The following is a 21,784-nucleotide window of genomic DNA, read 5'->3' on the forward strand; positions in this document are numbered from 1 at the left end:
AATTAGAACCAAAGTGCGTCTAAAGAGTAAGCGCCTGCTCCAGTAAGTGCTACACCTAATGCTGCTGCGATGAGGATCAAATTGTACTCATAGCCGCCTGATGTTGCCCAAAAGCCGTTTGGTCCGTGCACTTTTACGATTGCCATGAGCATGGTCACAATAATTGCTGCTGCACCGAGCCAAGTGACCAATCCTGCTGCGAACAATAGACCGCCGCCAAACTCAGCGAGCCCTGCAAACAGTGCCATCGTGTAGCCTGGCTTAATACCGATGGATTCTAGCCAGCCGCCTGTTCCTTTCAGACCATGGCCTCCGAACCAGCCGAACAATTTTTGTGTACCATGTGCCGCGAACGATAACCCGATCACGAGACGAATGATTAATAATCCTAAACTTAACATATAAGAACAACTCCTTGTTGAGATTTAATAACTTACTTTATGTAAGTATAATATAATATATGCTTACTTTTGTAAAGTATTTATCGAAAAAATTTTTCTGCACCCGATTTTGGTGCCTTACTACATAGAATAGCGGCTTAAGGAAAAATTATGACTATATCTTAAGTAGGAAGGAGAAAAATAACGTGGTTGATCATAAAAACAATAAAGAAGAAGAGAACCTGGAAAAGCCTTATATTGAAGAAACAATGCCTCATCAAGCGAGTTCGCCGTCATTCAAAGGAACAGGAATGAAAATGCAGCCTCCCTTTGTGAATGATTACGGAGTTGTCATAGGTGACAGCAAATACAATTCCGAAAACTCACCGCTTAACAACTGGAGTGAAGATACGGATCCGGAAATCATGGCAGGCGATCAGTGGGTTCATCCGACAAACGATATCGGCTGGAACACGGCAGAAAACCGTGATCTCATCGAGAAGAATGTTAAACCCAAAGGAGCCCCATTTACCCATCCCACAAAAGACACCAGCTTCCGGAAGGATTAAAATGGTGCCAGGCACCCCAATTACACAAGTGTGTAATCGAGGTGCCTGGCACCATATAAAAAAAGGGTCTCTTTATAGAAATTACTTCAGCATTTTGAAATCATAAGAATTTTCTTTTACCTTTTCCTACTCTTTAAATTATATTTCTCAATGGAGTATTGATTTGAAGTTTTCTCATTAACGTTTCCTCATTGTGTCGAACCCCATCTTTCAATATCCTGTGTTAACAGCAGCACTCCGTCCTGACCCGCTCCAGCCGCTAGTATGTAATAATGCTTATGTTGGGAAGAAGGTGCCAGGCACCCCTCTTACATATATGTCAAAACGCGGTGCCAGGCACCGGTTGCTTAGTAACTGCGATTTTTGTTATCATCTATATATTGTGAACGTACTGTTTTGGAGGTGGCAAGCTTGTCTCGAATTTCAAAAGACCAGGTAAAACACGTTGCCCATCTGGCCCGTCTTTCTGTCAGCGAAGAAGAAGTGGACATGTTTACGGAGCAGCTGGATGCAATTATCGGTTTTGCCGAAGAACTGAATGAACTGGATACAGAAAACATTGAACCAACAACCCACGTGCTTGAGCTGAAAAACGTGCTGCGCGAAGATACTGTGAAAGAATCGGTAACGCGAGAAGAAGCGTTGAAGAACGCCCCTGATCAAAGGGATGGACAGTTTAAAGTACCGAAGACGTTTTAGAGTAGGAGGCAGCACATGTCATTATTAGAGAAGAAAGTCTCAGAACTGCACAACCTGTTACATAAAAGAGAAGTAAGCGTGACGGATCTTGTTGATGCTTCATATGCCCGAATCGGCCAAGTGGAGGACAAGGTAAAAGCGTTTCTTACGCTGAATGAAGAACACGCCCGCATACAGGCGAAGGAGCTGGATGAAGTTCTAGCTGGTTCTCCGGGAGAACGAATCCTTGCAGGCCTTCCGATTGCCTTGAAAGACAATATCTCTACAAAAGGACTCCGCACTACAAGCGGAAGCAAAATCCTTTCCAACTTTGATCCAATCTATGATGCAACAGTGGCCAGCAAGCTTTATGAGGCAGGTGCTATCACGATTGGCAAGCTGAACATGGATGAGTTTGCGATGGGATCTTCCAACGAAAACTCCGGCTATCATGTGACGAAGAACCCATGGAACACAGATTACGTGCCAGGCGGTTCCAGCGGAGGATCAGCAGCAACTGTTGCAGCGAGCGAAGTATTATTTTCCCTCGGTTCCGATACCGGCGGATCGATCCGCCAGCCAGCAGCATATTGCGGCGTTGTAGGATTGAAGCCGACATACGGACTTGTTTCCCGCTTCGGCCTAATTGCGTTTGCATCTTCCCTTGACCAGATCGGACCGATCACGCGTACGGTGGAAGATAACGCGTATCTTTTACAGGCAATTGCCGGACATGATCACATGGACTCCACGTCAGCAAACGTCGATGTACCGGACTACCTGTCAGCCATTACTGGAGACGTTAAAGGCCTTCGTATTGCCGTTCCAAAAGAATACCTGGCAGAAGGCGTTGATCCAGCAGTAAAAGAAAAAGTGCTTGAAGCGCTGAAAGTGTTAGAAGGACAAGGCGCTGTGTGGGAGGAAGTATCGCTTCCGCATTCCAAATACGCGCTTGCGACCTACTATCTTCTGTCTTCATCAGAAGCATCAGCCAACCTTTCCCGTTTTGACGGCGTACGATACGGGGTGCGTTCGGATAACACCGAGAACCTCTTGGAGCTTTATAAAAACTCCAGAAGCGAAGGCTTTGGGGACGAAGTGAAGCGCCGGATCATGCTCGGAACGTTCGCCCTCAGCTCCGGATACTATGATGCTTACTATAAAAAGGCGCAAAAAGTCCGTACACTGATCAAAAATGATTTTGAACAAGTGTTTAATAACTTTGATGTCATCATCGGGCCAACGACTCCGACGACTGCGTTTAAAATCGGAGAAAAAACGAACGATCCGTTGACGATGTATGCCAACGATATTTTAACCATTCCTGTAAACCTTGCGGGTGTGCCAGCCATTTCCGTGCCGTGCGGATTCTCAAACGGATTGCCGGTCGGATTGCAGATCATCGGAAAACACTTTGACGAAAGCACGATTTACCGCGTAGCTTCAGTCTTTGAACAGGCGACGGAACACCATAAAGCGAAACCGCAATTGTAGGAGGTGCAGGGATGAGGAAATTTGAAACAGTCATTGGATTAGAAGTCCACGTTGAACTTAAAACCAACTCTAAAATATTCTGCGGCTGCTCCACCGATTTCGGAGCGCCGTCCAACAGCCATACATGCCCGATCTGCCTTGGACATCCAGGCGTTCTGCCGGTCCTGAATAAACAGGCGGTCGATTTTTCAATGCGTGCAGCGATGGCATTGAACTGCCAAATTAACCGAGAGCAGCATTTTGACCGAAAGAACTATTTTTATCCTGACAATCCGAAAGCATATCAGATTTCCCAGCTTGATAAGCCGATCGGCGAGCACGGCTGGATTGAGATCGAAGTGAACGGCGAAAAGAAAAAAATTGGTATCACACGTCTTCACTTGGAAGAGGATGCAGGGAAACTAACGCATGCTGCTGACGGATCGTCTCTTGTGGACTTGAACCGCCAGGGCACGCCGCTGATGGAAATCGTGTCCGAGCCGGATATCCGTACACCGGAAGAAGCATATGCGTATTTGGAAAAGCTGAAAGCGATCATCCAATACACGGGCGTTTCCGACTGTAAGATGGAAGAGGGATCATTGCGCTGTGACGCCAACATCTCAATCCGTCCTGTCGGGCAAAAGGAATTCGGTACCAAAACCGAGCTTAAGAACCTGAACTCCTTCGCCTTCGTGCAAAAAGGGCTCGAGTATGAAGAGAAGCGCCAGGAGGAAGAGATTCTGGGTGGCGGCGAAATCCTTCAGGAGACCCGCCGTTTCGATGAAAAATCAAATAAAACAATCCTCATGCGTGTAAAGGAAGGATCGGATGACTATCGTTACTTCCCAGATCCGGATCTTGTGAGTCTGAGTGTTTCTGAAGAATGGATCGAGCGTGTCCGCGCGGAGATTCCTGAGCTTCCGGATGCTCGTAAAAAGCGCTATGTATCAGAGTTCGGTCTTCCTGCTTATGACGCTGGCGTTCTGACAGCATCGATCAAAATGGCTGATTTTTTTGAAGAAGGAATGAGGGAGAAAGCGGATCCGAAATTGCTTTCAAACTGGCTCATGGGCGAAGTGAGTGCCTTCTTGAACACAGAGTCCAAAGAAATCGGTGAAACACCATTAACACCGGGCAACCTCGCTAAAATGATCAAGCTCATTGAAGACGGCACGATCTCATCTAAGATCGCGAAGAAAGTCCTTAAAGAGATGATCGAGAATGGCGGCGATCCCCAAACGATTGTTAAGGAAAAAGGCCTCGTGCAGATTTCCGATGAAGGCGCCATCCGTGAGTTTGTTGTGGCTGTCCTTGACCGCAATCCGCAGTCCATCGAGGACTTTAAGAACGGAAAAGACAAGGCCATCGGCTTCTTAGTCGGCCAGGTCATGAAAGAGACCAAAGGAAAAGCAAATCCGCCATTGGTTAACAAATTGATCGCAGAAGAATTGAAGAATCGTTAATTGAAAGGCTGCCGGACGTTGTTCCGGCAGTTTTTTTGTGTACTGGGATGTGGAATTGAGCGTAAATGAAGATAATTGAGCCGAAATCAAAATAATTGAGCCAAACTCTTGATTAATTGATCCTTACTCATTATTCAGACTTCTTCGCCTCGATATTTACTTATGCTGTATACAAAAAACGTCGAAACTTGCGTCCGAAGCTTGTCCGGCTGACTGTGAAATAATGGTATGATTTGAGTAACAGATCGGGGGTGGAGTTCATGAGAAGAGCCGGTGTTCTTGCGGCTGGATTGCTTTTGACTGTTTTGACGTCTTGCCAGGGGTCCATGCTGGTTGATGGTGAGCTGAAGCTGGACAGGCATTCGAAAGGGCATTACCCACGGTCGTACAAGCCGGTTTCTATTGAAAAAACGGAAGATGTTATTCCTTTTAAAGCACACCTGCCAGAGTTCATTCCGTATAAGTATGAGAAACCGAAAATCGTCATTACGGATTGGGGAAAGAAAAAGAAGCTGCAGCTTGAAACGGAGTACGGAAGAAAAGATCAAAAAACCGAGAAGGGATTCATCGCCCTTAAAATTTTTAACCATAAAAATCTCGTGAGTGAACTCATTAAAAATAAAAAATACGAAGATACCCTGGAGCTTGAAGACGGGACAGAAGCCTATTTCGCTTACTTTGGAAATTACGCCGAACTATTTTGGCTGGCAGATGAGGAAGAATACGATCTGCGGCACATGTTTGCCAATGAATACAGTGAAAAACAGCTTAAAAAAGAGCTGTTGAGGATCGCAAATTCGATGAATTAAAAGGAGTACAGCCTATGAAGGTGTTTAAAATCATTCCATTATTCATCGCCTGTCTGATGGCTTTTCAATTTATTTTGGCAAGTCCTGCTTTTGCCAGCTGGGCAAACTCTTTCGTCGTCTGGGATCACTATTCTTATGTCATCAGTGACGAATACGTGGATCAGGTAGACAAAGAGATCGGGCAGGTAACAAAGTACTCTGATCAGGAAGGAACCTATTCCGGCAATTTTTCCAATGAGTATAAAAAGGGCACAAAATATTTCACCATCCACGGCATCAGCACCGATAAGGCGATAGCCGTTCAAGAACCGGATGGAAAATACAGAAAAGCTGTTAGAGACCATAAATACAACACCAACAAAGCAGCAAATGTTATGGAACAAGCCGCTGCCAACCCATGGATCAGCTTTCTCATTCTGACAAGTGGGGCAGCTGTCCTGCTAATTTCGTTTCGATCATTAAAAGGTAAATTTAATAGAGAAGAGTGAAATCACAATTATGATGAGACTGACTCAAATTGAGTCAGTCTCATGTTTTTATAAAGGTATTTTTAACTATGTAAATCCTCTATGAAGTTTAGGTAAAACTTAAAGGAAACACCTATAATTCCTTTCTTATTTACGTTAATGTTGGTCAAGAAAGCTTGTTACATTAATTTTCTTAATCAATGGCATCATCAAGCTTATGAGGAGGCTTATTATGAACAAAAAAATAATTACGGCAGCATCCGTATTGCTTATTTCGGCAGGTTTAATGGCTTTTCATCCGTTCAATTCTAAAGATACTGAGGCTTTTGCGGTCTCTAGTAGTGCCAAAGCAACCACCACTTCTTCTGCAAATGATAATGGAAAGCAAAATATATCTGACCAGTTTGAGAAAATCAGCAGAGACACAAAATGGCAACAAAAAGAAAAGATTGATCTGCAATTTAATAACTATCATTCACAAGGTATGGTTAAGGTTGGGGACCTTTTTTATATGTCTGCCGTTCAGATTATCGAAAAGCCTGTTAAATATGGCAAGATCGTGGACGGTTATGACCGTTCTCCAGGTAAAGGGATAGGCCACCTTTTTGTGTTTACGAAAGAAGGAAAGCTTGTAAAAGACATCAAACTGGGTGAAGGGAACATGTATCATCCTGGCGGTATCGATTTTGATGGGAAAAATATCTGGGTATCTGTTGCTGAATACCGCCCCAACAGCCATTCCATCGTCTACAAAGTGGATCCTAAAACAAAGGATGCCAAAGAAGCCTTCCGTGTTCAGGATCATATCGGAGGAATGGTACGAGACGGTCAAAGTGGAAAAATTATAGGAAATAGCTGGGGTTCCCGCAAGTTCTATGAGTGGAATGAACAAGGAAAGCAGCTGGCTAAGAAGGAAAATACCAGTCATTTTATTGATTACCAGGACGGTCATTATGCAGGAAACGGAAAAATGATCTTAAGTGGAATAGCTGAGCTGCCTGATCCAGCAAATAGTAATTCCAAGCCTTATGAATTAGGCGGAGTCGCTTTGGTGGACATGAAAACTCTAGATACCATCCACGAAGCACCAATCACTGAATTTTCTCCACAAGGACATGTGATTACTCGGAATCCTGTATTCATGGAAAATGCCGGTCAAGAGCTTCGCCTATATGCTGTTCCTGATGATGACAACGGCTCCTTGCTGGTTTATGAAACAAACCATCTTAATGAGAACTAAATTTTTTGTTAAAAAAAAGACAGACTCTATCCTTTCTGAGTGATGGTGTCTCTCTTTTTTTTTCTCCTTATTTGCAGGAAAACAATCTTGAAACATTGAAAGATGGAACGACTAGCATTTTTGAAGGAGTAATAAAAATGGACAGTGAAATAGTAAGGATATTTGATGAGAATATGAAATGTATCGGAAAGAAAACAAGAGGAGAAGTACATATATCTGGAGATTGGCATGAAACCTTTCATTGCTGGTTTACGATAGTAGAAAAGAATGAGTGTTATGTACTCTTCCAAAAAGAGCTGAAGTAAAGAAAGATTACCCTGGCCTTCTGGATATCACTTCGGCTGGACATTTATTGGCAGAAGAGGATGTAAGGGAAGGAACAAGGGAAGTAGAGGAAGAATTAGGGGTATCTATTGAATTTGAGGACCTGATTTCGCTTGGAATCATCAAAGGTGAGATAAAACTAGAACAAATATGGGATCGGGAAATATGTCATGTGTTTTTGTATGAATGCAGGCTATTACCCGAATTTAAACTTCAGGAAGATGAAGTAGATAGCCTTTATAAAATTAGATTAGATGATGTAATGAATCTGTTTGAAGGCACAGTAACTGAAATAACTGCAACGGAAATAAGCAAACAAAATAGCAAAATAGTAAATAAAGCAAGCTTTGTTGGATTGGATTCATATTATGTAAACATTTTTGACCGGATAAAAAAAAGATTAAATAAAGCAAAAGGCAGCGTACAGCAGGCAAAGGACTGAATAGATCATCTATCCAGTCCTTTTTACGGGTTTCTGCCCTTTATGGAATAGCTCGGACTGTCCTGTTTCTTTTGGTAGACCTTTCCTTTTTTTTGCCCCATCTTCATCATGGCGTTCTCCGTCATTTTGGCCTGGTCGGCTTCCTCCTGCAAGGTCATGCCGCGGCCATAGTTGGCGCCGATGTTCAGCTTGCCTTTGAGATCCTTGATGCCCAGGTTGGCGAAGTTGTTGCTCAGTTCGTATTTATCAATTCTTAGCGTTTCGATGTTGATATGTTCAATGACAACAGGGGGTCCATTGTTGTCTTTTTTCATTTCGGCGAGCTCATTCTGCAGCTGTTTTAAATGCAGGTGGATTTCTTCCATATTCTTATCATGATTTGTAAGGGCGTTGAGTATGGTTTTAAAAAAAGGCATAAGCTACCCCACGCTTCCATTCAGCATTAATCGTACCGGCTTGTACTTTATTTTATGAATAAAAAAGGAGAACATGTCTGTTTTCTCCCACTCCATGCACAGAAAGGAAGGAAGTTTGATGAAATTTTCATCATCTGAACTGAATCTTGGATTTCTTGACGTTAACAAGATGGGCAACCAATGCAAGCTTTCGTTCGGCCAGACGGTGCGAAGCAGGGTGTACAATACGACGAAAAAAACGCAGTCCTTTGGCGAAAGCAACGGTGATTTTGGCCAGCATAACTGCGAAAGATGCAGGGTGAATGACAATGATATCTTGGATGGTCCAACGGAAAACAAGAGGTGCTAATCGATCCGGATGTTTCGTTCAGGTGTGAGATTTCGCATGATCCGAACCTCTAGCACACCGTTAAAAAAACGGGCGGCAGTGCGAGTTTCATTAATTAGTTCAGGAAGCTGGATGGTCCGCTCAAAATGGCCGTTCGCCCGTTCTGCCCGTATAACGGTGGCATCCTTATACGGAGAGTGAAGCACACCCTTGATCGTCAGTTTATTGGCTGCCATCGAAAGGCTGACATCTTCTTTACGGATACCTGGAAGATCAATGACCACCATCCATTCCCGGTTGTTTGTGTAGATATCAACCTTGGGGAAATCCTCTTGAGGGGATGGTGCGTTCTGGTTAGGTTGAAAATGATTGTAACGCGTACGTGATTCTGGCTGTCCATTCACCTGGCCTGCCATCTGCTGTCCCGGTGAACCATCGAAAATACTGTTCCAAAAATCATTTCCCTGTACCTTTTGCGCAAGCTCCAGCCACTGTTTCAATTTATCGACGTCCATGCATTGCCACCTCCGGGATTCAAGCAAACATAATTACAGGGAACAAACATATATTTAGGGGAAAAGGAGGGAGAAATTAGTGGGTTCACCTTCTATAGTTATAAATATTTTTCTTTTTAAAATTAATTCCTTTGAAAATGCGTCGGCGGTGAATATCGGGGAGAATTACTTGTCTGACTGGCATAACTCCGACAAAAAAAATCAGGGATTCGGCCAAAGTTTTGGGGATGATGCGCGGTTTTTTGGAAATGAAAATTCGGTTGATGACAGAGATGCGGTCGATTCGCCGGTCACACAGTCTTCCTATGGCCGGGAGATTCCTTCGCTAATTGAGAAGATATAAAACGGCAGCAGGAGGTTCATGATGCTCTTTTCACCTATGGTCGTCAACATGCTTGGATTTAAAGTCAACACGATGGACCGGTCAGCTACGCTGGGCTTTGGGCCGATCCAGCAGCTCGACCTGTTCAGCTCCAATAAAATCAACCAGGGATTCGGGGAGGACAACGGTGATTTTACCGTTGTCAACCTGCCGATCATCTGGGTAGCTGATCAGGATGTCATCGATGCACCATCCGTTAAGAACAGTGTGCTTTGATTATTGAGGGCGTGCGGGCCTGGAGAGCTTGCATGCTTTTTTTATTTGATTTTTTGGTGCCAGGCACCAGCATTACACAGATGTCAAAAGCCGGTGCCTGGCACCAAAAAAAGAACACAATTCTCCTCCTCACTTAGCATAATTTGTCTTTTTCTGCCCGCAGTTAAAGGAATCACCATAGAAGAGGAGAATGTAAGAAGGGGGAATAACGTGGTGTCAGGCACCGCAATAACAACGGTGCCTGACACCACCAAGAAAAGGGGGGATGTTCAATGAACATTACACTCGAAAGAATTCCGTTAGAGAAGAAGCCTGTGCTCAGGCAGATGCTTGAGCTGTACCGCTACGACTTCAGCGAGTTTGATGGTTCGGATCTCAACAAAGAAGGCCGATATGGCTATACCTATCTGGATGCATACTGGGAAGAAGAGGGCCGTTATCCGTTCTTTATTAAAGCGGGTGAGCATTATGCAGGCTTTATCCTGGTCCGCAAAAACCAGGGCATCTACCACATGTCCGAATTCTTCATCCTGAAGAAATACCGCAAACAAGGACTCGGGAAAGCGGCGGCATTTGCCGTATTTTATCAGTTCCCAGGGGACTGGGACATCGCCCAGATTCCCCAGAATAAACCGGCGCAGGCCTTTTGGACAAGCATCATCCATGATTACACCAACGGCCATTTTACCGATCAGTTTTCAGATAAAGACAATGTGCGTTTTCAAACATTTACGTCAGTCCCACAACAAACACGAATAAAGGAGGCAATACAATGAACGCGAAAGAACTTTTGCTGAACCAGCTTGATGCTTTTCAGAACAATCACTGGTTTGTTTCACTGGAAAACTCGCTCGTCGGCTTGACCGATGAACAGGCTGCCTGGAAAGAAACGCAGGAAAGCAACTCCATCCGTGAGATCGTCAACCATCTGATCTATTGGAATCAGCGCTACCTGGACCGTTTTACCGGAGCAAGTCCATCTACGGCCAAAGCAGAAAACGATCAAACGTTTGAGGACATGAACGGAGAATGGGACTGGAAGAAGACGGTCGACCGGTTAAAAGAGGTCATGGCCCAGTGGCGTAATGCAATTGAAGAAAGTGAAGAAGAACGCTTTGATGAAGGCGCTTATGAAGACAGGCATGAAGAGTGGGGAAGCGTCATCGCCAACCTCACGATCCATACCGCCTATCATACGGGCCAGATCCTTTACGCACGGAAAAAGCAAGGCAGCTGGAATGTGGAGAACGGCGTCCACTAAAAACGAAACTTTTTACGAAGTGTTATCGTATATAGAGTAAACGAAAACATAAGGAGAGTAAGAGGATATGTTAAAACGCTTAGCTTCAGATGCACTCGGATTAAGTGATGTAGGGAGCGTCATCAAGCCTGCAGACTATGACAAGGTGGATGCCGACGATTACGTGTTCCATGAAGATAACGAGAAAATCTACTTTCTTATTAAATCGAAAACCGATGAGTACTGCTTTACGAACCGTGCGCTGATCCATTTGGATGGAACGAGCGCGATCAGCAAAAAGCGCATGCTGCACCGATACAGCTACAGCGAGAACACCATTTCCAACGTTTCATTGGAAACCGCAGGAACCGTGGATCTCGATGTGGAAATCAAGTTTGTCATCGGCTCTGTACCTTTTTCCATCGATGTTCACAAAAAGCATATCGAGGAGCTGAAGGATCTCTACAAGTCTCTTAGCAAAATCGCTGAGATTGCTCACGAGAACGAATTCGCCCTGCAGTATGCCCAGCAGAGCATCAACCTTGCTTCGACCACACTCAGCCGCATCACAAGCAAGGAAGACCAGCTCGTGGATAACTTCAATCAGTTGAACGATGCTGCCTTCACATGGCTTATGGAAAGCAGAAAAGAGTATCATGTAAAAGACTATGGCAATGTATTTGAGAAATATATTAATAATTAATAGGCCACTAAAGACAGGCTGCACCTTGCAGCCTGTTTTTTAATATCAAAAAATAAGTGTGGAGGTTTGTGCATGCTGGTACTTGAAAGTATGGACCCAACCCAAAACAAAACGAAATTCCAGGAGCAGCCGCTTATTAACTAGCGGCCTTTTTTAATGAACGGGTTGCTTCATTATGAGCGGCCAGTTTATTTTGTTTCGAAAAAACCTATTGACACTCCCTCAATAATTCAATAAAATGAAAACGATATTGATAATCATTTTCAATTAAGTCGAATAACAGCTTTATATAAATTGATTAAATGTTTAAAAGGAGGGTGAATGATGTCCAGGCTGTATGCTCAGAATTTGAAGATTGCTTATGGTGAGCGAGACATCGTCAAAAATCTGAACATCTCGATTCCGGATGGGAAAATTACGACGATTATCGGTCCAAATGGCTGCGGAAAATCAACGGTTTTGAAAACGTTGTCGCGTATATTGAATCCGAAATCCGGCGTTGTTTATCTTGATGGTAAAGGCATCAGTAAAGAATCAACGAAGAAAATCGCTCAAAAGATGGCAATTTTGCCGCAGTCTCCAGATTCACCAGAAGGACTTACGGTTGGTGAGCTTGTTTCTTACGGAAGATTTCCTTACCAAAAGGGTCTTGGAAAACTTACGAAAAGAGATTTTGAGGTGATCGACTGGGCTCTTGAGGTTACAGGAATTTATACGTTTAAGAATCACCCGGTAGATGCACTCTCAGGCGGCCAGCGCCAGCGTGTATGGATTGCAATGGCATTAGCCCAAGAAACAGATATTATTTTGCTGGATGAGCCGACTACATATTTGGATCTGTCACATCAGTTAGAGGTACTCGAGCTGTTAGAGCAGCTGAATCGGGATGAAAAGAGAACCATTGTGATGGTCATTCATGATTTGAATCATGCTGCACGGTTTGCTCACCATATGGTTGCGATGAAAGACGGTGCTATCCTAAAAGAGGGAACTGCTGAAGATGTAATGACACGTCAGGTCCTTCGAAATGTTTTCAATATCGATGCGGAGATTGGTGTGGATCCGAGAACAAGGAAGCCCGTATGTCTAACGTATGATCTCATCAAAAGTGTTCAATTAGTAGAGAATTTGGCGTAATGGATCGCCTTTCTTTTTTACAGTTAATTGAGAATGATTTTTATTGTCAAATATAGGGGGATACAAAATTGAATCAACATACAAAGAAACTTTTAGTTAGCTTTATGACAATGCTTTTAGTATTTGCACTTGCAGCATGTGGTAATAAATCAGAAGAAGACGCGAGCTCTGGAGAAAAAGATTCGAAAAAAGAAACAAGGATTTATAAAGGCGAAAAAGGTGACGTTGAAGTTCCTGCAAAGCCAAAACGCGTTGCAATGATGGCTGCTACCTATGCAGGTAACTTGCTGGAGTTAGGGATTACACCAATAGCAGTAAATGAATATCCGAAACAAAATAAATTTTACGGCAACAAACTGGACAAAGCAGAAGTTGTTACGGCTGATTCTTATGAAAAGCTTCTAGAACTAAATCCTGACCTGATCATTACGTATTCAGATGATAAGAACATTAAGAAATATAAAGAAATTGCTCCAACTGTAACCATGACGTACGACAAGTACGACTACTTGGAACAGCATGTTGAAATCGGAAAAATGGTTGGGAAAGAAAAAGAAGCAAAAGCATGGGTAGAAGAGTGGAAGAAAAAAGCTGCAGATGCACGTGAAAAAGTTAAATCTGCTATCGGAGAAGACAAAACGTTTATGGTTATGGAAGCTTACGGTAAAGATATGTATGTCTACGGCAAAAACTGGGGCCGTGGAACAGAAGTCATCTACCAGGCTCTTCAACTAAAAGCGCCTGCAAAATTAGAAAAGGATGTTTTCGGACCTGGCTGGAAAGCGATCTCTACTGAAGTGATCCCAACTTACGCTGGAGACTATATTTTTGTCGGAACAGGTGCAGGCAACCCGGACAACTCATTCATGAAGTCAAATGTATGGAAAGAGCTTCCAGCGGTTAAAAACGGTCATGCGATTAAGTTCGATTCTGAATCATTCTACTTCAATGACCCGATTTCTCTTGAAAAAGAACTGGACTTTATTGTTAACGAGTTAACGAAAAAGAAATAAGAAAGCTTTTATAAAAAAGGAAATCCGCCATGTTCAAAACAAAAATCAAGCAGATAAAAGATAATAAAGTGTATTCGAGGCCGGCAGCGGGTACAGCCATTTTACTGATGGGATTCGCTCTTCTGATGTTGAGTATTGGTCTTGCGATTTCAGTTGGTGCCGCTAAGATTGATTTTCTTACCGTATGGAAATCTATTTTAAATTATGATCCTGGCAGGGAAGCTGACCGCATTATTGTCAGTCTCCGATTACCAAGAGAGCTGGGTGCAGCTGTTGTCGGTGCGGCATTTGCTGTCAGCGGGGCAATCATGCAGGGAATGACACGAAATCCCCTTGCAGATCCTGGGTTGCTTGGTTTGAACGCTGGTGCAAGCTTAGCTCTTGCTTGTGTGTTTGCTTTCAGTACAGGTGCAAACTATGTAACAGTGATGATTATTTCCTTTATCGGTGCGGGAATTGGTGCAGGACTTGTGTTCGGATTAGGCTCCATGAGCAGAGGGGGGCTATCCCCAATCCGAATTACGCTGGCAGGTGCCGCTGTTTCTGCACTGCTTTCTTCGTTGGGAGAAGGCATAGCTCTATACTTTAAGCTTTCTCAAGATCTTGCTTTTTGGACAGCAGGCGGGGTTTCAGGAACAAATTGGACTCAGCTGAAAATCATCGTACCGGTCGTCGTAATTGGTATTGTGGTTGCTGTTATGTTTTCAAGGCAGTTAACCATTCTGAGCTTTGGTGAAGAAGTGGCAAGGGGCCTTGGACAGCGTACGCTGGTAACGAAGGCTGTACTGATGACTGTTGTGCTGATCCTTGCTGGTGCGGCAGTATCGCTTGTAGGAGCAATAGCATTTGTCGGTTTGATGGTTCCACACATTGTACGCTTCCTGGTTGGAACGGATTATCGCTGGATCATACCATGCTCAGCAATATTTGGAAGTGTGCTGATGGTTTTGGCAGATACATTGGGCCGAACGGTAAATGCTCCATATGAAACGCCAGTTGGGGCGATCGTTGCTATGGTCGGCGTACCGTTCTTCCTTTACCTTGCGAGAAGGGGAGGAAGAAAACTTTCATGATGAACGCGAGACAGATCAAGAAGATAAGAATGACGACGATTGCAGCGATTGTTTTATTAATAGCCATGTTTATCATTAGTGTCGCTGCAGGATTTGCGTCATTAACTCCTGCTGAACTCTTTCGGACAATCATCGGACAAGGTACACCGAGGGAGAACCTTATTTTGTTTGAGTTCAGGCTGCCGCGAATAGTTGTTGCTATCCTTGCTGGGATGGGACTCGCGGTGTCTGGTGCTATTCTGCAAAGTATTACAAAGAACCCGCTTTCAGATCCTGGTATTTTGGGTATTAATGCCGGTGCAGGTCTGATGGTCGTTGTCTATATCATGTTCTTTACGGTGGAAACATCGAGTTCCCTGTACATACTGCCTCTTTTTGCATTGGCGGGTGGAATGGCAACAGCAGCTGTCATCTATAGTATGTCTTACATAAAAGGTGAGGGCGTTGAACCAACAAGGCTAGTATTAGTGGGGGTTGGTTTGGCTGCGGCCCTTTATGGTGCGACGTTGACACTGTCGACGCGACTGGATATGGAAGACTACTCGTTCATGGCCAATTGGATGGCCGGAAGAATATGGGGTGATGATTGGACGTTTGTACTGTCATTGCTGCCGTGGATTCTGATTCTCATTCCTCTCACGATGTATAAATCCAATGTGCTGAACATGCTGAACTTTCATGAGAATGTTTCAATTGGCGTTGGGGTGAAGACTGGCAGAGAACGAATTGTCCTAATCCTGATTGCTGTTGCGCTTGCTTCGGCATCCGTGGCTGTCAGCGGAGGAATTGCCTTTGTTGGACTTTTGGCTCCTCATATTGCAAGATCACTCGTTGGGCCTCGCCATCAAGCCTTTCTTCCGGTTGCGGCCTTGATCGGATCAATCTTGCTTCTTACGGCAGATACAATTGGCCGGGTAATACTGGATCCAAGTGGTATTCCAGCTGGAATTATCGTAACCATTATCGGTGCCCCATATTTCATGTATTTATTGGCGAAAAAATAGTAATAAGAGTTTTTGAAATAAAAAAGGAGCCTTGCTGGGCTCCTTTTTTAATGGATCATCTGTTTGACTAGATCACGGTTGCGTTTTTTGAATACTTCATTATGAGAAGAAACCATCGCCACTTTTTGAGCTTCAGGTTCGATGAATTGTTTTGCTTTGTTGACAGCGTTAGCTGCGTCTTGAAAGGCTCCGGAAATCAGGTTCAATTTACCGTCATGCTTGAGTATATCTCCAGCAGCATACAACCCCGGGACTGAGGATTCGCTGTTTGAATTGCCTGCGATATAGAAATTTTCTTCAAGTTCAATATTCAGGCTGCTATTTCCGAGAAGTGATGTATCCTGTTCATAGCCATGATTGATGACCACTTCATCTATGGGCAGATAGGTAACTTCACCAGTTTCATGGTTCGTTAACTCGATCTGTTCAATTACATCATGGTTCGGGCATGCGAATAGTTTAGAGATTGATGTGTTAAAGATGCAGTCTGCACAACTGTTCATAAGCTGTGTCACTTGAGCTTCATGACCGGCAAGAGTTCCTTTTCTATACGTTAAGTATACTTTTTTAGCGATATTCACTAATTCATTCGCCCAATCGATCGCTGTATTTCCTCCGCCGGATATAATCACCGTTTTATCCTTAAAATGCTGAAGTGACTTCACCGTGTAGTTTAAGTTAGACACTTCAAATCTCTCGGCACCCTCGATCTCCAGCTTCTGCGGGTTTAAGATACCGCTCCCAACAGCAACGATTACCGTTTTGGAATAATGCACTGCACCATTAGCGCCTTTCAGGATAAAGATACCATCTTCATTCCGCGTAATCGATTCTACTTTTTCATTCAAAACGACTTCAGGGTCGAACGTCAGTCCTTGCTCAACAAGTTTTTCGATAAGCTTTGCTCCTGGAAGTGGTGTGTGGCCGCCTACATCCCAGATCATCTTCTCAGGATACACATGAATTTTTCCGCCTAACTGGGGCTGGAATTCAATGATCTTTGTCTTCATTTCCCGAAGTCCGCTATAAAAGGCAGAGTAAAGCCCTGCTGGCCCCCCGCCAATAATCGTTACATCATAAATTTCTTTTTCCACATGCGTTCTCTCCTCAGAAAGAAATTAATATTGATTATCATTCTCAATTAAAATATATATCGAATCGCCCATTTTTACAATAGGTATTTTTCCTGAAGAAAGTAAAAAAGTTTAAAATGCATGTTCTCTAGTTATAGGGTATTATAATTTCAGACCTATATACGAATCCTTGGAGGAAAGTATGATGAAGAACGAAATAAAGCTGCTAGGGGAATTACTTATTAAACAAAGACATAAGATTGCCGAATCGGTTCACGCTGATCGAATGGATGGCGTGGCCATGACTCAAGCAGAGAAAAATGAATTCCAGAAAATTGAGCCGCGAATCATGGAAGTGCGAGCTGAATTTATCACCCTGTTTGGTGAAGCATTAACTGAGCACGATAATCGAAATAAAGCCATTGAAAAGACGAAGCAATGGGGAAAAGAAACGGGTGACTATTTCTTTAAACTGGGAGCCCCCCTTGATGAGGCATTAAAAGATACAAGCTATTATCGTGATTACATTTGGAAATCCATCAAAGAAGAGGCGACCATTCAGGGAATGTCCGCTGAAACGATTTTTAATGTTATTGAGATCATCGATCCTCTGCTGGATCAGGCAGTATATTATTTCAGTCTGACCTATGTTCAATCTCATCAAAATATGCTTGAACAGGCAAAATCGGCCTTTTTGGAGTTATCGGTTCCTATCGTTCCCTTGATTAAAGGGACAGGGGTGCTGCCGTTAATCGGGAACATTGATACAGAAAGAGCTCATTTACTAATGGAAGAAACATTGAGTCAGGCCGTAAAATTAAAATTGGAGCACTTAATCATGGATGTTTCAGGTGTAATGATAGTCGATACGATGGTGGCTGACCAGTTATTTAAAGTGATCGATGCTTTAACCTTGTTAGGAGTGACGACGATCCTTACAGGCATTCGCCCTGAGGTGGCACAAACGATGGTTGCCCTGGGATTAAACCTCGATAAAATAAAAGTTAAAGGTAATTTGCATCAGGCCTTTATGGATATACAATCGTTATAGATAAAAAGGAGGAGAGCTCAATAGCTTTCCTCCTTTTCTTGCTTATGAATCACATAGTGATGACCACTTTTCCTTGGGCGTGTCCTTCTGCAAAATACCTGAATGCTTCGGGAACTTCACTCAGCTTATAACTTCTATCAATAACTGGTTTTACTTTGCCGGACTCAAGAATTTCTTTCATAAAAATCAGATCCTTTTGGTTTTGCCTTTGTAAAATGTTACCCATTTTCTTACTCCCGGTCATTGAAATCCAAGGTCCTAATGCCATGGCTTGGAACATCTGAGCACCGGAACCTCCGACCATAACATAATTTCCATTGGTACTTAATAAACGCTTATAAGCTGAAATCGGCTGATATCCGTTAGCGGCAAGAATCAGGTCATAACTTTGCGCTTTCCGGGTAAAATCCTCCTTTGTATAATCAATGGCATGGTCTGCGCCAATCGACCGGACAATGGTTAGATTTCTTGTACTGCACACAGCCGTTACCTCAGCCCCGAACGATTTGGCGATCTGTACGGCGAAAGTCCCCACACCACCAGAGGCACCATTAATCAAAACCTTTTGCCCCGGCTGAATCTTGCCTTTATCCCGCAGAGCCTGCAGGGCCGTTACTGCTGCCATAGGCACAGCAGCCGCTTCCTCGAAAGATAGATTGGCTGGTTTTAGTGCCAATGCATTTTCGGGAACAGAAACATATTCGGCAAAACCACCCCAGCCACAACGGGATAGATCACCGAACACCTCATCGCCAGGTTGAAACTGCATAACATCTTTGCCAACCGCTTCAACCCGGCCTGCTATGTCACCACCGGGTATGGAGTATTTAGGTTTTAGAAGACCGAAAACAAAGCGGGCCAAGAACGGCTCCCCTTTCAAAAGAACCAGGTTCCCATAATTCACAGACGCAGCATGAATTTTCACAAGTACTTGGTTGTCCTCAGGAATAGGCTTTTCTATCTCTGTAAATTCAAGAACATCCGGCGGACCATATTTGTGATAAACAATAGCTTTCATAACATTCCTCCATACTAAACTTTGATTTGTTCATTTTTTCTCATGAATAAATAAAAAATATCGCTAAAAAGCCTACAAAAGACCCATTAATCTAAAGATATTCGAACTAAGAAGAAGGTAGTCATGCGTGCCAAATTCTTTTGAGGTAAAATAAAAACGATTGTATGAAAAAAATTCAACGCTGTATTAATCCTGAAAAATCGGTATTGAAGTACAATGCCGGTAATGTTATTCATTTAAATGAAAAAGATTTCGAATTATTAGGCTGAAATGGAAAGTGCCTTTATTAATTAATGGACCAAAAATCAAGGAGTGTTCTTTTTCATGGAGATCAAAGCAGATGATCTAACAGGACCTGAAATAGCCAGATTAATAGGGGAGCATCTTCAGGGGATGGAGCTTCATTCTCCGCCAGAAAGCAGGCATGCCCTTAACCTTGAAGGACTAAGGAAACCGGATATTACGTTCTGGAGTGCTTGGGAGGATGGAGAATTATTGGGCTGCGGGGCACTGAAAGAACTGGACCGCCAGCATGGAGAGGTCAAATCCATGCGAACGTCGGTTGCCCATTTAAGAAAGGGAGTTGCAAAGCGGATGCTTCAACACATCATGGAGGAAGCGAAGCGGCGCGGCTATCGCCGGCTCAGTTTGGAAACGGGCTCCATGGAAGCCTTTGAACCGGCCAGGAGTCTTTATGCCAGTTTCGGGTTTCAATATTGTGAGCCATTTGCAGATTACATTGAGGATCCGAATAGTGCATTTATGACAAAAGAATTATGATTTCATTTAAAACCATATAATTTCTTTACGTTTGCTTCAATAAGGCTTTATATGCTCTCTTTATACTTTAAAAGTAAAACACTTTAAAGTTTTGAGGAGATGAGCAAATGACGAGGAAAAAGGTTATTTTAGCAACGATTGCAGCAGTCATGGTGAGTTCACTATCAAGTTTAGGAATGGGGCAGACCGTTTCAGCAGCTGAGCAAAACGGAAGTAATTTTGGTCCTGAAGGATTTGATCTCCAGGCTCACCGCGGCGGGATGGGACTTACTGTTGAATCGACGATCGCATCGTTTTCCCATGCACTTGAGCTAGGCGTCAGCACTCTTGAACTGGATGTCCAAATTACACAGGATCATAAAGCGGTTGTTACGCATGACCGTAAAATATCAAGCGGGAACTGTAAGGATACCAAGCCTGCGTATACAGGGGATCCGGAGTATCCTTATGTCGGCAAATATATAAAAGATCTGACGCTCAAACAGATTCGTACTCTTGATTGCGGCTCAACCACCAAGCCGCAGTTTCCAGGACAGGTGACAAGTCCGGGAGCGAAGATGCCATTGCTGACGGAAATTTTTGACCTGGTCAAACGCTATAAAGCAGATAACGTTTGGATGAACATCGAAACAAAGGTGGAGGCCGGTGCTCCCGAGGAAACGGCTCCCCGCGAAGAATTTGTCCAAACGGTAGCCCGCCAAGTTCGTGAGGCAGGCATGCTGAATCGGGTATCGATCCAAAGCTTTGACTGGGGTTCACTCATGCGCATGCGTGAAGTAGAGCCGAGCTTGCCTTTAGTGGCACTTACCAATGGACCGCAGTTTCTTCAGCCTGGACAGCCGGGTGCCTCTCCATGGCTAGGCGGAATCGACATTGACGACTTTAACGGAGATTTGGTTGCAGCTGCCCACTCTTTCGGTGCAAACGCAATATCTCCAGTACATGGCTTCCCGCAGGATGGCAAAGTAACCGATGACAACTATGAGCCTTACGTAACAAAACAAATGGTTGAAAAGGCACATAAAGCAGGGATGAAAGTTATTCCTTGGACGGTTGATGACAAGCCAACAATGAACAAACTATTCAACGACGGTGTAGACGGAATGATTACCGACTATCCGGACCGGCTGCGTGAAGTGATGGCAGAGCATGGCTTGGAGCTGCCTACGAAATATCCTGCACCAACCAAATAGTTTGCTAGAAAGAAAGAGCGGCATTACTAAAAAAGTATGCCGCTTTTTTGTTGTGCTCAAAAAGCCCAAAAGGAGCTAGTATCGTTCGTTCTTACTTTAAGTTAAAAATACCCTTCCCGGTTTCCATATTTATTGGCAATGATGAATGTTCATGTGTGATGGCCCAGGAATCGTTTTCTTTTCTTAAACAGAATGTGAATCGATTTGTCAGCTGACGAAGTTTCTCTCCAGATTCGTTGTGAGCAGCGAACGTAACAGTACAATGAACGAAAGCGAGATTCGTATTTTCTTCAACTACTAAATCATCAAAATCTATTTTGAGTACAACACCTTCCTCACGTAAACCATTAAACCAGCCATCCACCATTTCCTTCCATTGGGAAATGCCGATACTCTCCCAGTTTTCCCAACAATCATACACATGGATGTCAGAATCGTATGCAGATAAAAATCTCTCAACATCTTTCTCATATACTGCAGACCGGTAATTTTCCAGAACGTCCTGAACTTTATTAAAGCCTGCCCTCATGAATTCATCTCCTTTACTTATAAATTTAAGTTTATTTATAACCATTACTATATTCGATATCCCCAACATTCTTCCTCTTCAACGATCGTGACCCGTAAGTTCAGGAAACGCTATCTCCCCTACTATTTGGCTGAGAAGTAACTATTCTTCATTTTATTACTATCATTCGGTGTAGACAGCCACATCGATAGAAATGAAGAACTTGTAAAGCATTCATGTGAATTTCGGCTGTGGTTTTTGTTATAATTTACCTTAAACTGCTCTT

At 43.5% G+C, this 21,784-nt stretch carries 28 protein-coding genes; 22 read left to right on the top strand and 6 right to left on the bottom strand.

Translation table 11 applies throughout. The features are described from left to right. Nucleotides 1-2 precede the first annotated feature (2 nt). Nucleotides 3-401 carry a DoxX family protein gene (locus LCY76_RS01955; RefSeq protein WP_248251221.1) on the bottom strand — a complete coding sequence of 133 codons (399 nt, stop codon included), beginning with the start codon at nt 399-401 and terminating at the stop codon, nt 3-5. A 185-nt stretch (nt 402-586) separates the two neighbouring features. On the opposite strand from LCY76_RS01955, the gene LCY76_RS01960 reads away from it, so the two are divergent. The 9 genes from LCY76_RS01960 to LCY76_RS02000 all read left to right on the top strand — a co-directional run bounded on the left by LCY76_RS01960 (nt 587) and on the right by LCY76_RS02000 (nt 7,848). Beyond that, on the top strand, nt 587-949 hold the full coding sequence (locus tag LCY76_RS01960) for a DUF3905 domain-containing protein (protein ID WP_336606239.1): 363 nt from the start codon (nt 587-589) through the stop codon (nt 947-949). A 411-nt stretch (nt 950-1,360) separates the two neighbouring features. Beyond that, nucleotides 1,361-1,648 (top strand): Asp-tRNA(Asn)/Glu-tRNA(Gln) amidotransferase subunit GatC, encoded by a 288-nt coding sequence (gene gatC / locus LCY76_RS01965; RefSeq protein WP_062239158.1) that lies wholly within the window; start codon nt 1,361-1,363, stop codon nt 1,646-1,648. 15 nt (nt 1,649-1,663) lie between these two features. Next, complete coding sequence (gatA, locus tag LCY76_RS01970) at nt 1,664-3,121, top strand: Asp-tRNA(Asn)/Glu-tRNA(Gln) amidotransferase subunit GatA (protein ID WP_248251222.1); 1,458 nt, start codon at nt 1,664-1,666, stop codon at nt 3,119-3,121. Nucleotides 3,122-3,132: 11 nt separating this feature from the next. Further along, nucleotides 3,133-4,566, top strand: a complete 1,434-nt coding sequence (gene gatB / locus LCY76_RS01975) for an Asp-tRNA(Asn)/Glu-tRNA(Gln) amidotransferase subunit GatB (protein ID WP_248251223.1) — start codon at nt 3,133-3,135, stop codon at nt 4,564-4,566. A gap of 260 nt (nt 4,567-4,826) precedes the next feature. Next, on the top strand, nt 4,827-5,375 hold the full coding sequence (locus LCY76_RS01980; protein WP_053355982.1) for a hypothetical protein: 549 nt from the start codon (nt 4,827-4,829) through the stop codon (nt 5,373-5,375). A gap of 14 nt (nt 5,376-5,389) precedes the next feature. Continuing rightward, nucleotides 5,390-5,863, top strand: coding sequence for a hypothetical protein (locus LCY76_RS01985; protein ID WP_248251224.1), 474 nt, complete (start codon nt 5,390-5,392; stop codon nt 5,861-5,863). A gap of 211 nt (nt 5,864-6,074) precedes the next feature. Continuing rightward, complete coding sequence (locus LCY76_RS01990) at nt 6,075-7,082, top strand: DUF6454 family protein (RefSeq protein WP_248251225.1); 1,008 nt, start codon at nt 6,075-6,077, stop codon at nt 7,080-7,082. Between the two features lie 137 nt (nt 7,083-7,219). Then, nucleotides 7,220-7,387: an NUDIX hydrolase gene (locus tag LCY76_RS01995; RefSeq protein WP_248251226.1), complete on the top strand. Its 168-nt coding sequence runs from the start codon at nt 7,220-7,222 to the stop codon at nt 7,385-7,387. Continuing rightward, the gene (locus LCY76_RS02000; RefSeq protein ID WP_248251227.1) at nt 7,354-7,848 is read left to right on the top strand and encodes an NUDIX hydrolase; all 495 of its coding nucleotides are present in this window, start codon (nt 7,354-7,356) and stop codon (nt 7,846-7,848) included. Before LCY76_RS01995 ends, LCY76_RS02000 begins: the two co-directional genes overlap by 34 nt. Nucleotides 7,849-7,871: 23 nt before the next feature. Here the strand turns inward: LCY76_RS02000 and LCY76_RS02005 are convergent, their stop codons facing one another. Further along, nucleotides 7,872-8,264 carry a hypothetical protein gene (locus LCY76_RS02005; RefSeq protein ID WP_248251228.1) on the bottom strand — a complete coding sequence of 131 codons (393 nt, stop codon included), beginning with the start codon at nt 8,262-8,264 and terminating at the stop codon, nt 7,872-7,874. 118 nt (nt 8,265-8,382) lie between these two features. On the opposite strand from LCY76_RS02005, the gene LCY76_RS02010 reads away from it, so the two are divergent. After that, nucleotides 8,383-8,613: a hypothetical protein gene (locus LCY76_RS02010; RefSeq protein WP_248251229.1), complete on the top strand. Its 231-nt coding sequence runs from the start codon at nt 8,383-8,385 to the stop codon at nt 8,611-8,613. Here the strand turns inward: LCY76_RS02010 and LCY76_RS02015 are convergent. Beyond that, a complete protein-coding gene (locus tag LCY76_RS02015; protein WP_248251230.1) occupies nt 8,610-9,107 on the bottom strand; it encodes an Hsp20/alpha crystallin family protein in 498 nt (165 codons plus the stop codon). The two genes, LCY76_RS02010 and LCY76_RS02015, sit on opposite strands and share 4 nt — an antisense overlap. A 79-nt stretch (nt 9,108-9,186) precedes the next feature. Here LCY76_RS02015 and LCY76_RS02020 point away from each other — a divergent pair, with 79 nt between their 5' ends. The 9 genes from LCY76_RS02020 (at nt 9,187) to LCY76_RS02060 (ending at nt 15,875) form a co-directional block, all read left to right on the top strand. Continuing rightward, nucleotides 9,187-9,450, top strand: a complete 264-nt coding sequence (locus LCY76_RS02020; RefSeq protein WP_053355977.1) for a hypothetical protein — start codon at nt 9,187-9,189, stop codon at nt 9,448-9,450. A 21-nt stretch (nt 9,451-9,471) separates the two neighbouring features. Further along, on the top strand, nt 9,472-9,705 hold the full coding sequence (locus LCY76_RS02025) for a hypothetical protein (protein WP_248251231.1): 234 nt from the start codon (nt 9,472-9,474) through the stop codon (nt 9,703-9,705). 272 nt (nt 9,706-9,977) lie between these two features. Next, a complete protein-coding gene (locus LCY76_RS02030) occupies nt 9,978-10,481 on the top strand; it encodes a GNAT family N-acetyltransferase (protein WP_248251232.1) in 504 nt (167 codons plus the stop codon). Then, nucleotides 10,478-10,966 carry a DinB family protein gene (locus LCY76_RS02035; protein WP_248251233.1) on the top strand — a complete coding sequence of 163 codons (489 nt, stop codon included), beginning with the start codon at nt 10,478-10,480 and terminating at the stop codon, nt 10,964-10,966. The genes LCY76_RS02030 and LCY76_RS02035 overlap by 4 nt, the downstream gene beginning before the upstream one ends. Before the next feature lie 67 nt (nt 10,967-11,033). Then, nucleotides 11,034-11,648: a PH domain-containing protein gene (locus LCY76_RS02040; RefSeq protein ID WP_248251234.1), complete on the top strand. Its 615-nt coding sequence runs from the start codon at nt 11,034-11,036 to the stop codon at nt 11,646-11,648. Nucleotides 11,649-11,972: 324 nt separating this feature from the next. Beyond that, entirely contained in the window at nt 11,973-12,785 is an 813-nt protein-coding gene (locus LCY76_RS02045; RefSeq protein ID WP_248251235.1) for an ABC transporter ATP-binding protein, read from the top strand. Between the two features lie 68 nt (nt 12,786-12,853). Continuing rightward, a complete protein-coding gene (locus LCY76_RS02050; protein WP_248251236.1) occupies nt 12,854-13,798 on the top strand; it encodes an iron-hydroxamate ABC transporter substrate-binding protein in 945 nt (314 codons plus the stop codon). A 29-nt stretch (nt 13,799-13,827) separates the two neighbouring features. Beyond that, the gene (locus LCY76_RS02055; protein ID WP_248251237.1) at nt 13,828-14,871 is read left to right on the top strand and encodes a FecCD family ABC transporter permease; all 1,044 of its coding nucleotides are present in this window, start codon (nt 13,828-13,830) and stop codon (nt 14,869-14,871) included. Next, a complete protein-coding gene (locus tag LCY76_RS02060) occupies nt 14,868-15,875 on the top strand; it encodes a FecCD family ABC transporter permease (RefSeq protein ID WP_248251238.1) in 1,008 nt (335 codons plus the stop codon). Before LCY76_RS02055 ends, LCY76_RS02060 begins: the two co-directional genes overlap by 4 nt. 47 nt (nt 15,876-15,922) lie before the next feature. Here the strand turns inward: LCY76_RS02060 and LCY76_RS02065 are convergent, their stop codons facing one another. Further along, entirely contained in the window at nt 15,923-16,969 is a 1,047-nt protein-coding gene (locus LCY76_RS02065) for an NAD(P)/FAD-dependent oxidoreductase (RefSeq protein ID WP_248251239.1), read from the bottom strand. Between the two features lie 184 nt (nt 16,970-17,153). Here LCY76_RS02065 and LCY76_RS02070 point away from each other — a divergent pair, with 184 nt between their 5' ends. Further along, a complete protein-coding gene (locus LCY76_RS02070) occupies nt 17,154-17,999 on the top strand; it encodes an STAS domain-containing protein (RefSeq protein WP_248251240.1) in 846 nt (281 codons plus the stop codon). A gap of 49 nt (nt 18,000-18,048) precedes the next feature. Here the strand turns inward: LCY76_RS02070 and LCY76_RS02075 are convergent, their stop codons facing one another. Continuing rightward, entirely contained in the window at nt 18,049-19,017 is a 969-nt protein-coding gene (locus LCY76_RS02075) for an NAD(P)-dependent alcohol dehydrogenase (RefSeq protein WP_248251241.1), read from the bottom strand. A gap of 324 nt (nt 19,018-19,341) precedes the next feature. Here LCY76_RS02075 and LCY76_RS02080 point away from each other — a divergent pair, with 324 nt between their 5' ends. After that, a complete protein-coding gene (locus LCY76_RS02080) occupies nt 19,342-19,797 on the top strand; it encodes a GNAT family N-acetyltransferase (protein WP_248251242.1) in 456 nt (151 codons plus the stop codon). A 107-nt stretch (nt 19,798-19,904) separates the two neighbouring features. After that, entirely contained in the window at nt 19,905-20,990 is a 1,086-nt protein-coding gene (locus LCY76_RS02085) for a glycerophosphodiester phosphodiesterase (protein ID WP_248251243.1), read from the top strand. Between the two features lie 91 nt (nt 20,991-21,081). On the opposite strand, the gene LCY76_RS02090 is transcribed toward LCY76_RS02085, so the two are convergent. After that, nucleotides 21,082-21,519: a YybH family protein gene (locus tag LCY76_RS02090; protein WP_248251244.1), complete on the bottom strand. Its 438-nt coding sequence runs from the start codon at nt 21,517-21,519 to the stop codon at nt 21,082-21,084. Nucleotides 21,520-21,784 lie beyond the last annotated feature (265 nt).

Source organism: Fictibacillus marinisediminis (assembly GCF_023149135.1).
GTDB lineage: Bacteria > Bacillota > Bacilli > Bacillales > Fictibacillaceae > Fictibacillus_C > Fictibacillus_C marinisediminis.

What these genes read in the sequence shown, in the direction of transcription:
- LCY76_RS02075 (WP_248251241.1), bottom strand. Translation starts at nt 19,017, where the DNA reads ATGAAAGCTATTGTTTATCACAAATATGGTCCGCCGGATGTTCTTGAA.
- LCY76_RS02005 (WP_248251228.1), bottom strand. Translation starts at nt 8,264, where the DNA reads ATGCCTTTTTTTAAAACCATACTCAACGCCCTTACAAATCATGATAAG.
- gatA (WP_248251222.1), top strand. Translation starts at nt 1,664, where the DNA reads ATGTCATTATTAGAGAAGAAAGTCTCAGAACTGCACAACCTGTTACAT.
- LCY76_RS01955 (WP_248251221.1), bottom strand. Translation starts at nt 401, where the DNA reads ATGTTAAGTTTAGGATTATTAATCATTCGTCTCGTGATCGGGTTATCG.
- LCY76_RS01985 (WP_248251224.1), top strand. Translation starts at nt 5,390, where the DNA reads ATGAAGGTGTTTAAAATCATTCCATTATTCATCGCCTGTCTGATGGCT.
- LCY76_RS02030 (WP_248251232.1), top strand. Translation starts at nt 9,978, where the DNA reads ATGAACATTACACTCGAAAGAATTCCGTTAGAGAAGAAGCCTGTGCTC.
- LCY76_RS02090 (WP_248251244.1), bottom strand. Translation starts at nt 21,519, where the DNA reads ATGAGGGCAGGCTTTAATAAAGTTCAGGACGTTCTGGAAAATTACCGG.
- LCY76_RS01990 (WP_248251225.1), top strand. Translation starts at nt 6,075, where the DNA reads ATGAACAAAAAAATAATTACGGCAGCATCCGTATTGCTTATTTCGGCA.
- LCY76_RS02035 (WP_248251233.1), top strand. Translation starts at nt 10,478, where the DNA reads ATGAACGCGAAAGAACTTTTGCTGAACCAGCTTGATGCTTTTCAGAAC.
- LCY76_RS01980 (WP_053355982.1), top strand. Translation starts at nt 4,827, where the DNA reads ATGAGAAGAGCCGGTGTTCTTGCGGCTGGATTGCTTTTGACTGTTTTG.
- LCY76_RS02040 (WP_248251234.1), top strand. Translation starts at nt 11,034, where the DNA reads ATGTTAAAACGCTTAGCTTCAGATGCACTCGGATTAAGTGATGTAGGG.
- LCY76_RS02010 (WP_248251229.1), top strand. Translation starts at nt 8,383, where the DNA reads ATGAAATTTTCATCATCTGAACTGAATCTTGGATTTCTTGACGTTAAC.
- LCY76_RS01995 (WP_248251226.1), top strand. Translation starts at nt 7,220, where the DNA reads ATGGACAGTGAAATAGTAAGGATATTTGATGAGAATATGAAATGTATC.
- LCY76_RS02060 (WP_248251238.1), top strand. Translation starts at nt 14,868, where the DNA reads ATGATGAACGCGAGACAGATCAAGAAGATAAGAATGACGACGATTGCA.
- LCY76_RS02055 (WP_248251237.1), top strand. Translation starts at nt 13,828, where the DNA reads ATGTTCAAAACAAAAATCAAGCAGATAAAAGATAATAAAGTGTATTCG.
- LCY76_RS02045 (WP_248251235.1), top strand. Translation starts at nt 11,973, where the DNA reads ATGTCCAGGCTGTATGCTCAGAATTTGAAGATTGCTTATGGTGAGCGA.
- LCY76_RS02070 (WP_248251240.1), top strand. Translation starts at nt 17,154, where the DNA reads ATGAAGAACGAAATAAAGCTGCTAGGGGAATTACTTATTAAACAAAGA.
- LCY76_RS02085 (WP_248251243.1), top strand. Translation starts at nt 19,905, where the DNA reads ATGACGAGGAAAAAGGTTATTTTAGCAACGATTGCAGCAGTCATGGTG.
- LCY76_RS02080 (WP_248251242.1), top strand. Translation starts at nt 19,342, where the DNA reads ATGGAGATCAAAGCAGATGATCTAACAGGACCTGAAATAGCCAGATTA.
- LCY76_RS02025 (WP_248251231.1), top strand. Translation starts at nt 9,472, where the DNA reads ATGCTCTTTTCACCTATGGTCGTCAACATGCTTGGATTTAAAGTCAAC.
- gatB (WP_248251223.1), top strand. Translation starts at nt 3,133, where the DNA reads ATGAGGAAATTTGAAACAGTCATTGGATTAGAAGTCCACGTTGAACTT.
- LCY76_RS02015 (WP_248251230.1), bottom strand. Translation starts at nt 9,107, where the DNA reads ATGGACGTCGATAAATTGAAACAGTGGCTGGAGCTTGCGCAAAAGGTA.